This is a genomic window from Hyella patelloides LEGE 07179 (genome assembly GCF_900659865.1).
GTDB lineage: Bacteria > Cyanobacteriota > Cyanobacteriia > Cyanobacteriales > Xenococcaceae > Hyella > Hyella patelloides.
Map to the genome: position 1 here is coordinate 1 of NZ_LR213974.1, position 12,341 is coordinate 12,341.

12 protein-coding genes are annotated in these 12,341 nt (G+C 36.4%); 5 read left to right on the top strand and 7 right to left on the bottom strand.

What is annotated here, in order from left to right; translation table 11 throughout:
• Positions 1 to 273: 273 nt before the first annotated feature.
• Together H1P_RS24280 and H1P_RS24285 are read right to left on the bottom strand one after the other, a co-directional pair.
• A complete protein-coding gene (locus H1P_RS24280; protein ID WP_144872199.1) occupies positions 274 to 522 on the bottom strand; it encodes a DUF4327 family protein in 249 nt (82 codons plus the stop codon).
• Between the two features lie 226 nt (positions 523 to 748).
• Positions 749 to 1,051 carry a hypothetical protein gene (locus H1P_RS24285; RefSeq protein WP_144872201.1) on the bottom strand — a complete coding sequence of 101 codons (303 nt, stop codon included), beginning with the start codon at positions 1,049 to 1,051 and terminating at the stop codon, positions 749 to 751.
• 148 nt (positions 1,052 to 1,199) lie between these two features.
• On the opposite strand from H1P_RS24285, the gene H1P_RS24290 reads away from it, so the two are divergent.
• The 5 genes from H1P_RS24290 to H1P_RS24310 all read left to right on the top strand — a co-directional run bounded on the left by H1P_RS24290 (position 1,200) and on the right by H1P_RS24310 (position 7,488).
• Positions 1,200 to 2,411: a lipid-A-disaccharide synthase-related protein gene (locus H1P_RS24290; protein WP_144872203.1), complete on the top strand. Its 1,212-nt coding sequence runs from the start codon at positions 1,200 to 1,202 to the stop codon at positions 2,409 to 2,411.
• 31 nt (positions 2,412 to 2,442) lie between these two features.
• Positions 2,443 to 4,218, top strand: a complete 1,776-nt coding sequence (gene hpsL / locus H1P_RS24295) for a hormogonium polysaccharide biosynthesis protein HpsL (protein ID WP_186376118.1) — start codon at positions 2,443 to 2,445, stop codon at positions 4,216 to 4,218.
• 198 nt (positions 4,219 to 4,416) lie between these two features.
• On the top strand, positions 4,417 to 5,424 hold the full coding sequence (hpsN, locus tag H1P_RS24300; RefSeq protein ID WP_144872219.1) for a hormogonium polysaccharide biosynthesis glycosyltransferase HpsN: 1,008 nt from the start codon (positions 4,417 to 4,419) through the stop codon (positions 5,422 to 5,424).
• Between the two features lie 304 nt (positions 5,425 to 5,728).
• Positions 5,729 to 6,898, top strand: a complete 1,170-nt coding sequence (hpsO, locus tag H1P_RS24305) for a hormogonium polysaccharide biosynthesis glycosyltransferase HpsO (RefSeq protein WP_144872205.1) — start codon at positions 5,729 to 5,731, stop codon at positions 6,896 to 6,898.
• Positions 6,899 to 6,900: 2 nt separating this feature from the next.
• Complete coding sequence (locus H1P_RS24310; protein WP_144872207.1) at positions 6,901 to 7,488, top strand: transglutaminase-like domain-containing protein; 588 nt, start codon at positions 6,901 to 6,903, stop codon at positions 7,486 to 7,488.
• A gap of 67 nt (positions 7,489 to 7,555) precedes the next feature.
• Here the strand turns inward: H1P_RS24310 and H1P_RS24315 are convergent, their stop codons facing one another.
• From H1P_RS24315 to pstB, 5 genes are all read right to left on the bottom strand, one after another.
• Positions 7,556 to 8,164, bottom strand: a complete 609-nt coding sequence (locus H1P_RS24315; protein ID WP_144872209.1) for a cobalt-precorrin-8X methylmutase — start codon at positions 8,162 to 8,164, stop codon at positions 7,556 to 7,558.
• Entirely contained in the window at positions 8,155 to 8,349 is a 195-nt protein-coding gene (locus H1P_RS24320; RefSeq protein WP_144872211.1) for a type 2 periplasmic-binding domain-containing protein, read from the bottom strand. Before H1P_RS24320 ends, H1P_RS24315 begins: the two co-directional genes overlap by 10 nt.
• A 199-nt stretch (positions 8,350 to 8,548) precedes the next feature.
• The gene (locus tag H1P_RS24325) at positions 8,549 to 10,078 is read right to left on the bottom strand and encodes a family 10 glycosylhydrolase (protein ID WP_144872213.1); all 1,530 of its coding nucleotides are present in this window, start codon (positions 10,076 to 10,078) and stop codon (positions 8,549 to 8,551) included.
• Between the two features lie 255 nt (positions 10,079 to 10,333).
• A complete protein-coding gene (gene psb27, locus H1P_RS24330) occupies positions 10,334 to 10,738 on the bottom strand; it encodes a photosystem II protein Psb27 (protein ID WP_144872215.1) in 405 nt (134 codons plus the stop codon).
• A gap of 83 nt (positions 10,739 to 10,821) precedes the next feature.
• Positions 10,822 to 11,628, bottom strand: coding sequence for a phosphate ABC transporter ATP-binding protein PstB (gene pstB, locus H1P_RS24335; protein WP_144872217.1), 807 nt, complete (start codon positions 11,626 to 11,628; stop codon positions 10,822 to 10,824).
• Positions 11,629 to 12,341: the final 713 nt, after the last annotated feature.

Below are 12,341 nucleotides of genomic sequence, written 5' to 3' on the forward strand. Positions count from 1 at the left end.
CTTTAGGGGTCTTGGGCGGGGCTTACAAGTTCTGCCGTGAAACGACAGAATCAGCCCCTTGGGTTTCCCTCAATGAGCAACTCGTTCAAGACAGGTATGAAACCGATAGTAATACTGTTCGGAGCTTAAAGCTCTAAGCTCTAAGACGGGGCTTATAAACTCTTGGGGAAACCCCAAGAGACAGCCCCTCCTCTACGCTTTAAGCCTCTTGAATATTAATGAAAAAGTAAAATTTTGCGCTTTTCATACCACCATGAGGCAAGGCCCACTTTACTAATCACTGTCCCATTTTTCGGCACCAATCAGATCGATAATGCGATCGCGTAGTAAATAACCGCTTCTTTCTAATTGGTTTTCAATCCCCAACCATTCCCTTGCTGGTAAATATTCACACAATACATAAAGGGGTTGGTTGCGGGTGATAATTCCTCTCGATAATAATTGGCGAGCTTCTTCTTTGATCGAATCAATGGATAAATCGAAGGAAATTGAAGGCAAAGTTAAAGTCACACCTGTGTTCATGTTTTTGCACCATTTCTCTGTAAACTATTGGAGAATAATTGATAGTATTTATAGCTTTTGTTTGTCCAATTTTCAATCAACAAGCAACTTTAGGCATAAGTACTTATCAATAAAAAGTATTCCTTTCAGTATTATCTACTACTTTTAGCTGATTTTTCTGCTGCAAATGTCAACATTTTATAACAAAAAATTAAGGTTTCACAGGACATAAAGTGATTAATAGCTACTAAACAGTAACCCTGTATCTGCGCCATATTCTATAGAGCCAGTTTAAGAGAACAATAATTTGTCGTATCTTTTGTAGCTGTAACTGCCACAATTGATAACGCTGTCTAAAATGGTAAATATTAGTTTGTCTTTGCTGTAAAATTTGCGGAGCGATCAACAAAACATAGTAAAGATAATTTTCACAATTAATGAGAGCAGACGTAATTAGTCTAAACAGCTTTCTTAGTTGCCATATTTTAATCGCTAAATAAAGATTAAAAATAGTAATTATCAAATTTAAAATAATAACGATGATAATCATAAAACGATAATTTAACTAAATTTTTGAGCTATAAAAGCATTTGATAGGCTACTCTATTGATAGTTTTACTTTATTTGATAATTTTCGCGGTGTGGGTTCTTGACCTTCACAGTTCACTTTAATTAATTCTACCTGCTCAATCATCCTCATGAAGCTATTAATCGTCAGTAATGGTCATGGAGAAGATATCATTGCTGTTCGTATTATAGAACAGTTACAAATTTCCCTTAATAATTTAGAAATCACCGCTTTACCCATCGTAGGCGAGGGCTATGCTTACAAAAAGCTACATATACCCATAGCAGGTAAAGTACAGATAATGCCTTCTGGTGGTTTTGTTTATATGTCAAAAAATCATTTGTTCTCAGATATTCAAGGAGGTTTACTACAGCTTACAGTAGAACAATTAAAAGTAGTAAAGCAATGGGGCAAAACGCAATATCCAATAGTCGCAGTGGGAGATATTGTACCTTTATTATTTGCTCGGCTGAGTGGGAGTAATTATGCTTTTGTTGGTACAGCAAAATCCGAATATTATTTAAGAGATAGTCATGGAACATGGTTAGAGCAAACTTCTTGGTTAGAAAAACAATTTGGCTCGGTGTATCTCCCTTGGGAAAGATGGCTGATGAGTGGTGCGATTAGTGTTTATCCGCGAGATACCTTGACTACGACTATTCTCCAGCAACAGGGAATTAAAGCCCATAATCTGGGTAATCCGATGATGGATGGTTTTGCTGTCTCTTCTACTTCTGAGCGACTCGATCGAACTCTCAAGATTGTCTTACTTCCAGGTTCAAGACAAAAAGAGGCGTTACGTAATTGGCAACAAATATTAGCAGCAGTTTCCGAGATTGTTAATAATTTGACAGAATATGAGTTAATTTTTTATGCTGCGATCGCCCCCACTGTAGATATTACCTTGTTTCAACAGTTGTTACTCGCTAATGGTTGGAAGCAATCTTCATCAGAAAAGCTCCTGTTTGAGCAAAGAAAAGCTACTCTATGGCTAGCTCAAAATGCCTATAACCAATATTTACAAGAAGCTCATTTAGCGATCGCTATGGCAGGAACCGCTACAGAACAGTTTGTCGGATTGGGGAAACCTGTTATAACTATGCCAGGAGAAGGACCTCAATGTACTTTTGCTTTTATGGAAGCTCAGAGTCGTCTTTTAGGATGTTCTATTTTGTTACAAGAGTCTCCAACAGAGGTTGTACCGACAATTAAGTCATTGCTTAATGCTCCCGATTGGCTCAAGGCGATCGCGAAAAATGGTCGAGCTAGAATGGGAAATCCTGGTGCAGCCCAAAGAATCGCCCATCATTTGAAAACCACTTTATTACAAAAATCTTCTTGAAACTCATTAAATTAAAATTATCAAAACCACTATGGTTATAGGAAAACGTAAACCGAAAAAAAAAGCAGCTAAAACTAAACAGCAGCCAACAACAGTCAGTATTAAAGAGCGTTTGTTGAAAAAACGCCAAGCTAGAGAAGCTCGACAAAAAGTTATTGCCTTGTCGATTGTTTCTTTAATCGTTGGTTTAGCTCTCGCTTTACCTTTAGGTTTAATTATTAACTTCAAAATAGCATCAGCTGTCATAGTTTTAATTCCTAGCTTTGTTCTTTCCTATTCTTATCCCCGTAAAGCACTTTGGTTTTTTCTTATTTATATGCCTTTAAGTGGTACTATCACCTACTGGCTTGGCGGAGGAAATCCTCTATTCCAGTTAAGTAAAGATATTTTTTATGTTCCTGCTCTGTTAGCTTTAATTCAAGACTGTCGCCAAAAAAGAAAGCCACTTTTTGTTAATAAAAAACTAATTTTAACCTTAAGCATTTTAGTAGTTTGTACTTTAATGACTCTATTTTTAGTTAATGGTTCACAGCAGTTTATTCTTCCTAGTTGTGATTCTTTAACCCCAGCTAATATGTTTTTAACAGCTCCTGACGGCTCTTATCTTCTCGATCCCGAAACCCAATTGGTCATTAGAACTCCTTGTAAAGATGGATTACCTATAGTGCAGGGTATTTTAGGTCTTAAAGTTTTTCTAGGATATATTCCTTTAATTTTTGTGGGATATTATTTAGTTGAAAACAAAAAACAATTAATCTTTTTAGGCAGATTACTCTTAGTTTTAGCGATTGTCTGTTGTGGTTTAGCACTGATCCAGTATGGAATGTTGACAACAGGCATTTGTGCGGGAACTCGTGGTGCAGCAGGTGGAGAATTATTTAGAGCTAGTTTAGAGGCTAAATGTTTTGTAGGAGGTTCTTTACTTTATAGCCCCTCTCAAGGACAAATTCGCTTACCAGGAACATTTGTTTCTCCTTGGCACTGGGCATGGTTTCTGATTGCCAATAGTTTTATTACTTTTACCGTTGCTTTTACTGATACTTCACTATTATGGCGTACTGCGGGTTTAGGTGGTTTGGCTTTAGTGTTTATTAATTCTGTCGTTTCTGGTCAAAGACTTGCTTTAGCATTAGTACCAGTTTGTATTGTTATTTCTCTGATTTTGACAGGGCAAATTGCTAATCTTAAAAGGTTCATTCCTTTCGGTATTGGATTAGCCTTAATTCTCAGTGTGGTAGCTGCTTCAAATCCTCAATTTGTTCAGCAAAGAATAGATAGTTTTGTTGCTCGTTGGAATACTGCACCCCCTCATTTATTTATTCTGGAACAGTTTAATTATGCTGATGAACAACAAAGAGGTATTTTAGGTAGAGGTTTGGGTAAAGCAACGAATTCAGCGAGAGCTTTTGGTTCAACAGCATTAATAGAAACTTATCACCCTAAGTTGCTATATGAAGTAGGCTATCCTGGCTTAATTGCTTTCATGATTTTTATTACCAATTTGGTAATAGTTACCTTGAACAGCTATAGAGAAGTAAAAGATAAAACTATTAATAGTTTTGGTTCTAGCTTTTGGGTTTTTATTTTAATTATTAGTTACTTTCCTTATTGGTATCCTTTAGATACAGACCCAGTATCCGTCTATTATTGGTTGTTTGCAGGAGTTTTGCTAAAATTGCCTGTAATTGAAAAACAAGAAAAACAAAATATACGTTTGGAGACCCCAGAGGAAACAGACAAAGAGGAAGTTCCAACTAAATTTTTAGGTAGAAACAGCAAAAGAGTTAACAGCCGAACAATTAGCTAAATATCATAGAGTAAAGACCATATAGCAATTCTTGGTTGTCTGAAGTACCCTTTGATAGGATCGGGGGATAGGGATTGCGAGGTTTTTTGCATTTGTTTAAATTCGTACCTCATGAGTTTAAGAAACGCTATATTATTCAAATATAGTAGTACGGAATAATTATTTTTTACCCCAATTGGAAAAGTAATGGATAAAAAAATGGAAACTCTTAAAATATCAGTGATTATTCCTACTTATGGTAGAGAGCAACCTCTTATTGATAGTATTAATGATGTCTTAAAGCAAGATTATCCTAATTTTGAAATTTTAGTAGTAGATCAAACTAAAAATCACGAACCGACAACCGAAAAATATTTACAAAATTTAGCAGATACTCAAAAAATAAGTTGGTATCGTGTCGATTGGGCAAGTCTCCCTGGGGCTAGAAATTATGCAGTTAGAAGAGCTAAAGGAGATATTCTGCTCTTTATTGATGATGATGTAAGGTTAGAATCAAATTATTTACAATCTCATCTTAAAAACTATCAAAAACATCCTGAAATTGGAGCGGTAGCAGGACGAGTTTTTGATCGCATGAAGTTAGCTAATTATGCTCAAGCAAATGAAGATAACTCTCCCTATACTATTGAGTATTTACCTCCAGAAGCTATGGATGCAGGAATTGCTTGGTACTATATAGACTTGGTTCACACCATCAAGCCTCAGCAAGTTATTTCTGCAAGAGGTTGTAATATGTCTTTTCGACAAGATGTTTTTACCAAATACAACATTTGGTTTGATGAAAGATTTCGTGGTAGTGCAGTCAGAGAAGAGTCTGATTTTTGTTTGAGGTTACGTAAGACTGATTATAAAATTTGGTACGATCCAGAAGCTAATTTAGTCCATTTAGGAGAAGAAACAGGAGGCTGTCACGATATTAGTACTCGCTCTCTCCAATATCAGTTTACTTTTTACCATAACCATTTTTTAATGGCACTCAAAAATCTTACTTTAGAGCAGCAGTTCCGTCTTTATCTCAAGTTATTTGATTGTCATGTTTTGGGTAATCCTCCCTGTAATAAAAGTGGCTCTCCTATTAAAATTGCTACGCGTTTAGTTTTTTATCTTTTGGGTTTCTTTGATGCTCTTGGAACTCAAATAAAAGGATTATATACTGATGGTCAAATTTATAGTAAAACTGATTTAGATAATTTAGGTATCGGTTGATTTTACTATCTTCATCACTATAAAAAGTGAATCTTCAGGTTAATTTTTTGGGAAACTTATATTTATTAGAGTAGCACTTACATACTAAAATACCGAGTTAAAAAAATGTGAGGTTAAGGCGGAACATCGCTCTATCTTACCAATCAACTGAAAAAAATTTATATAACAAATTAATCTGGACACGCTAGTAGGTTGAATTAGCATTAGCTTAATCCCAAAAAAATTTAATCTGTATTAACTTTTAATTTATATTAAGTGCCATTCGTGACAACAGAAAAACCTTTTTAATTTATCAGATTCAATAATGAAAATTTTAGTCGCCAGTCATACCTATATAGTCGATCTTAATTGTGAAAAATTACGTAAACTATCTCAATTACAAGATGATCTTGATGTAGCGGTAGTTGTACCAAGTCGTTGGCGACCAGGAGGAGTACAAAATAAAATTATTGAACCTGTTGCCAAAATCGAAAGCAATTTTCGTCTTGTTCCTATTGATAATTTTAGTCAAAACAACCAAGGTTTACTTACATTTAAACCAAGCATTATTAAATTTTTAAAGCAATTTAAACCCGATATTATTCAAGTAGAGCAAGGAGCAAAATCTTTAGGTTATGCACAGCTAATCACCTTAAACACACTATTAAATCTTAAGGCAAAAAATATCTTTTTTACCTGGTGGAACTTACCTTACACTAACAAATTTCCGATCTCCCTACTAGAAAAATATAATCTTAATAATACTGATGGTTTAATTTCAGGTAATCAAGATGGCGTAGATATCTTAAGAGATCGTGGTTATCAAAACCAAGCAACTGTTTTACCCCAATTAGGAGTTGATGAAACTTTATTTACTCCCCGACAGCAGCCAGAGTTAGCTAATAAATTAGGACTTGATAATGGTAAATTTACTATTGGTTTTGTAGGTCGTTTTGTTCCTGAAAAAGGTACTTTAACTTTAATAAAATCTCTAGAAACCCTAAAAGATTTACCATGGCAGTTACTATTATTAGGAAGAGGAGAGTTAAAAGCTGAAATTGAACAAACTGCTCAAAAAACAGGAATTCAAGAGCGCTTAACTATAGTGGAAAGTGTTCCTCATGATGAAGTTCCTCGCTACATTAATTTGATGGATACTTTGGTTTTACCATCAGAAACTACCTCTAAATTTAGAACTTTAACTGCTGCTGGTTGGAAAGAACAGTTTGGTCATGTTTTAATCGAAGCAATGGCTTGTCAAGTAAGTGTTATTGGCTCTGATTCTGGGGAAATTCCTAACGTAATTAATGATGCTGGTTTAGTATTTCCAGAAGGAGATATTGAAGCTTTAAGTCATTGTTTAAGACAGTTAATAGAAAAACCACATCTTAACCAAAAGCTTGCAAATAAAGGTTATCAAAGAGCAATGACCAAGTATACAAATCAAGCTCTAGCTAAAGAGCAGTTAAATTTTTATCAGGAGTTAATTAATTAAGAATGCAGCAATATTTAGCAGCTACCAAAATTATTGATTGGCAACAGCCTAAAATACAAGAATTGGCTACTCAATTAGCTCAAGGAAAAGACAGTAAAGAAGAAATTGCCAAAACTTGTTTTGAATGGGTAAGGGATAACATAAAACATAGCAGTGACTATCAAATGAACCCTGTTACTTGCTCGGCATCAGAGGTATTAAAATACAGAACAGGTTATTGTTTTGCTAAGAGTCATTTACTCGCTGCATTATTTAGAGCTAGTGGTATTCCTGCGGGTTTTTGTTATCAACGCCTCAGTGTTTTTGATGACGGCGTACCTTATTCTTTACATGGGTTTAATGCTGTTTATTTACCGCAATATGGTTGGTATCGTCTTGATGCTAGAGGAAATAAACTAGGAGTAGATGCTCAGTTTATGCCACCTCAAGAAAAGCTAGCCTATGGCATTAATTTTCCTGAAGAAGTAGATTGTAAAAAAGTTTTTGCTGAACCGTTAGATTTGGTGATTACAGCGTTACAAAAACATGATAATTGGAATAGTTTATTAAAGGAGCTACCTGATGTAGAAAAAAGTTTCTTTAATTGTTAGTATATAGAGATCGCAAAGCTAGAAATAATCATAAAATGCAACAAAATGTGGTTTTTAGTCAAATAACCTAACCTTCTTTTGCTAAAACTAATAATGCATTAACAATTGCTGCTGCTACAGGAGAGCCTCCTTTTCTTCCTTTAACAATAATTTGTGGTATTTCTAATTGTTTCAAAGCCTGTTTAGATTCTATTACTGATACAAAACCCACAGGCGCACCAATAATTAAAGGTGGAATGATTTTATTTTGCTTTTTAAGACATTCACAAAGAGCAATTAAAGCTGTGGGTGCATTACCAATCACATAGACTGCATCAGGATATTTTGACCAACATTTTAACAAACCAGTTTCAGTACGAGTTTTTCCAGGTAGTGCTACGTCTGCAAAGTCGATCGCTGCGATAATGGGATTGTTAAATGTTTTACCCACTAGAGTTTTAATTCCCTGCTTTACCATCGTCACATCGGTAACAATCGGAATTCCATTTTGTAATGCAACTAAAGCAGAAGAGATCCCATTGTGCTTAAATTCTAATAAATTAAGATAGTCGAAATCAGCAGTGGTATGAATTACCCTACGAGAGATCGCATATTCTGACGGGTTGAGGTTATGTTTACCTATTTCGCGATCGATAATAGCAAAACTCTGTTCCACAATAGGATGATTTAAAGACATATAGCATTACTGTAAAAAAAAGGGTTAGTTAAATTATCAATGACAATGAATCGTTGACGCGGTTCGATGGTATAGCGTCGATCTTGCACCAGAAAAATCCAAGGAGCGAGATTATTAGTAGAGGTAATCCGAAAGAAAATACCGTCATGATTAACCAACTCTTGAGGCGATCGAGGCAACCCCATCCGCTTCAAGTAATCCCATTACTTATTTTCATCCCTTCTGGCGCATTCGGTAAGTCCGCGACATTTGAGAGCTCCTCAAATGCCTGCCCTAAAATACCGCTCCCGCCTTAGGACTCGGCTTCGCCGTCGCGCGACCATCGGTGAGTCCGTGATTGGCATATGACGGACGTTTGCTTAAGCAAATCTCGTGCAAACGTCTTTACTGTAAATTACAGAACTTTCGCTGACGATCTACTTCTGGCTCTTGCCAAGAGTAAGCAAAATGACTCACCGAATTGATTTCAGGAAAAGCTCGGTGTAAAGATGCCATCTGTTGCTCTAAAGAAGGATGTTTGCGATATTCTTGACCCCAAACTCCTGCTAAAGCGGGAATAACTTCCGTCCCTTGAGGAGCATTATCGATTACTTTTTCAATTTCTTTCACAATACAATCTGTACCGTCACAGACAGAATACGCCATCGGATGCCATTCTAAAGAGCCAGGAAACTTATCCCAGGCTTGCAAACGAGAGTCAAAACCAGCATTTCCCACTAAACGGTTAGCATCGGGAAAAAATACCCCCCCAGCAGGTATATTTTGTTGTTGAGCAGGAGCAGCAGCAAAAGAAAGAAAATCAATTACTCCTTGGGCAGCATGAGCTACAGTAAAAAACCAGAGTTCGGATTTTAACCGTAAATGACGATCGCGAAGACTGGCTTTTGCTTTTAAACTACTCGTAGGACGACCTTGCCAACTGGGTTCACCTTCTTCGGGATAGTTAAGATCTACGTCTTTAATATCTTTGAGGGTAATATTGCCTTGATTGACATATTTTTTGATTAAAGCTCTTCCTTTCTCGTTAGTGCCACGATTATAGAGAGTTTGTAAGGATGCAGGACTATAAATCCAAAGGTCTTTAACATTGTTAACTAATGATTGGTTTCCCGATCCTCTAGGGTAGCGAATATAGTCAAAGAGAATACCATCTGGTTTACGCTTTAAAACAGCATTTACCAAGCGATGGTAGTCTTCTTGTACCTGGCGATTATAAGGATCGATAAAGGCTTGAGAGCGATCGCTAACAAAGGTTAAACTATTTTCCCCTTCACCATTACGAGCCAAAGCCTCTTGCCTGTCTTGGCGTTGAGCATAGCTGTAACCAAAATTCATTGTGAACAACCAAGCATAGACTTTTAAGCCTCTTTGATGACCTTTTTTAATAGTCTGTTTGAGTAGATCTACATTATCTCCGCCTGGCGATCGCACTATAGCAGACCAAGGGGTAGGGTTATCTGCTGGAGGTAATAGTACTTGACTATCGTAAAATACTTCTAAATGAACTCGATTGTATCCTTGATTAACAACACGATCTAAAACATAGTCAATTGAACCAGGACTGACATCACAAGGATAGAGACGTAACCAAATTGCTTGCTCTTGAGGCCAATTCTGCTGACGACATTGCTGCATTATGGTAGCGTGTTCGGCAATCAGAGACTGATATTCTTGTCTGGCTTGAGAGTTTCCTTCTAAAGACAATTGGAGGAGTTGTTCTTTTTGCGTAACTTGATTATCATTCAATTGGCAATAGGCATTAGTCGCAGCATTCGCAAATTGATAATGTTGCCCAGGAATTAGAAAGCTAGTAACAGCCAGAGAACTAGCTACTAAAATAGAAAAGCAATGACGGGAGAAAATGCTCACTAACCCTCGGCGTTTTCCACTGCCATGTTGACGTAATTTGGGCATAATTTTGACCGTTTTCAATCTCCAAAAATATCCTTAGAGGTTTCAGAATATACAAATAAATTGTTGGTTTAGCGGTAGTATTAATCCTGATCTATTCATTTCTAACCTATTTGTCATTAAAAAACCCTCCCCAAAAACGCGGAGAAAAGAACTACGCGATCGCTGAGAAGGGATAGATTACTGTTTCAGTTTTTTAGTTGAGAAGAACCGTGTCAGTAACGAGTTTAGTTATGAATTTCTAACTGATTTACTGATTTACACTCCTCTTTTTAGCGCAATTTCTACTTGTTTAAACTCTTCTTGTAAACGGTTTTTTAACTTATCTGGTAGGGGACGAACTCCATAAGAGCTATAGTAACCAGCTAAAGCATTTAAAGCAGTTTGCATGGTGGTAAAAGAGCGTAATCCAGCAGTCTTAGAATTACGACGATAGCGAGATGCGTAATCACTAATTTGTTGACGAGCTAGGGTAACTACCTCTTTTTGATTGGGTGCATCTTTCGGTAATTCAATGGCAGTTTTTAAATTACTTAAAACGGCTGCTGTATCTTCGCTATAGTTACCAGTCAATCCAGCAGGACCAGAGCTACAACCCATCAAGCCAATAACAAGTACTAAAGCCAAAGCGAATATACGAGATAGGAAATTTTTAAAAAACATAAATTTACTTTAATACGATCCCAGGTTCAACTTATCCTATCAAGAATTGGCACGTACCCGATCTTCATACTAGATCTTTTCGATTAACCAAAACGACCACTAACGTATTCCATAGTGGCTTTTTCTTGGGGGTTTTGGAAGATATTTTCAGTGCGATTGTATTCTACTAAATAGCCTTGGCGATTACCTTCATCGGTAGGTATCACATTAAAGAAAGCAGTATAATCGGCAACCCTAGATGCTTGCTGCATATTATGGGTAACAATTACGATAGTATATTGTTTTTTCAGTTCGTGAATTAGTTCTTCTACTTTAAGAGTAGAGATGGGGTCTAATGCCGAACAAGGTTCATCCATCAAAACAACGTCTGGTTGTAGAGCCACAGCACGAGCAATACATAGTCTTTGTTGCTGTCCTCCAGAGATAGCTAAACCACTTTGTTGAAGCTTATCTTTTACCTCATCCCAAAGGGCAGCTTGTCTGAGAGAGCGTTCTACTAATTCGTCCATATCGCCTTTGTACCCGTTGATTTTTGCGCCAAAAGCAATGTTGTCATATATTGTTTTCGGGAAAGGATTTGGTCTTTGGAACACCATCCCAATACGACGACGCACCTGAACGGGATCGATCTCCTTACCATATAAGTTACAGTCGTGGTAAGAGATTAATCCTTCGAGGCGAAAAATAGGAATCAAATCGTTAAGACGATTGTAGCAACGTAGCAAAGTACTTTTGCCACATCCAGAAGGCCCAATAAAGGCGGTTACATTATTTTTAGGAATATCAATATAAATTCCTTTTAAAGCCAAAAAGTCACCGTAATAAACACTAACATTCTCGGCTCTAAGAACTGTCTCAGTTTGGTTTGCAGTTACCGTATCGTTAACCATATTAATTAATCTTTAATGTACTGAAAATAAATATGAACTTTACCATTAACCCGTAAATTATGATTCATATTATCGAAAAAAGGTTATGCTTATATTATATTACTGTTAAAGAACGATTTAATTCCTTACTAATCCTATCTTACAAGTCCCCATTTTCATCGAGAAATAAATAACTGAATTCCTACAGTAAATGATTTACTCAACCCGATGACCAACTCGATCTTCATCACGATACAAGTCTAACCACTTTTCTTTTAGAGATTCAATAGCTCTAGTCAACTCCTCAATTTGATTCCTTCTAACAACGGCTAAAACTCCATCTATATGTGCTTCACTTCCAGCTTTTCCTAGATGTTGAAAACGGGAATATTCATTCGCTTTATTGGTTTTGGGAAAAATTGCCTCGGTTGCTTTAAGAGGATAATACTAATAACAATGTTTCCGATCCCTGGCTTGATATCTTGCCACATAACATCCCAAGAATACTTGTTCTACTTGCAATCTTCGATAGTAATTTTAGCAGTCTCATTGCTTTCTCAGATTGGACTCAGGGAAATTCACCTTTTCTCTTAACCGACTCTTAGACTACTGTCAGAACCTTCTCATTAGGGTCAGCGATTCTATTAATAACAGGAAATCGAAAAGATTAATCGAATCACCAAAAAGGAAAAACAATTATGAAACGCTCATTATTAGTATCTTTATCAGCTTTA

Excerpts from the sequence above, each read along its gene's own strand:
- H1P_RS24280 (WP_144872199.1), bottom strand. The coding sequence starts at position 522 with ATGAACACAGGTGTGACTTTAACTTTGCCTTCAATTTCCTTCGATTTA.
- H1P_RS24285 (WP_144872201.1), bottom strand. The coding sequence starts at position 1,051 with ATGATTATCATCGTTATTATTTTAAATTTGATAATTACTATTTTTAAT.
- H1P_RS24290 (WP_144872203.1), top strand. The coding sequence starts at position 1,200 with ATGAAGCTATTAATCGTCAGTAATGGTCATGGAGAAGATATCATTGCT.
- hpsL (WP_186376118.1), top strand. The coding sequence starts at position 2,443 with ATGGTTATAGGAAAACGTAAACCGAAAAAAAAAGCAGCTAAAACTAAA.
- hpsN (WP_144872219.1), top strand. The coding sequence starts at position 4,417 with ATGGAAACTCTTAAAATATCAGTGATTATTCCTACTTATGGTAGAGAG.
- hpsO (WP_144872205.1), top strand. The coding sequence starts at position 5,729 with ATGAAAATTTTAGTCGCCAGTCATACCTATATAGTCGATCTTAATTGT.
- H1P_RS24310 (WP_144872207.1), top strand. The coding sequence starts at position 6,901 with ATGCAGCAATATTTAGCAGCTACCAAAATTATTGATTGGCAACAGCCT.
- H1P_RS24315 (WP_144872209.1), bottom strand. The coding sequence starts at position 8,164 with ATGTCTTTAAATCATCCTATTGTGGAACAGAGTTTTGCTATTATCGAT.
- H1P_RS24320 (WP_144872211.1), bottom strand. The coding sequence starts at position 8,349 with ATGGGGTTGCCTCGATCGCCTCAAGAGTTGGTTAATCATGACGGTATT.
- H1P_RS24325 (WP_144872213.1), bottom strand. The coding sequence starts at position 10,078 with ATGCCCAAATTACGTCAACATGGCAGTGGAAAACGCCGAGGGTTAGTG.
- psb27 (WP_144872215.1), bottom strand. The coding sequence starts at position 10,738 with ATGTTTTTTAAAAATTTCCTATCTCGTATATTCGCTTTGGCTTTAGTA.
- pstB (WP_144872217.1), bottom strand. The coding sequence starts at position 11,628 with ATGGTTAACGATACGGTAACTGCAAACCAAACTGAGACAGTTCTTAGA.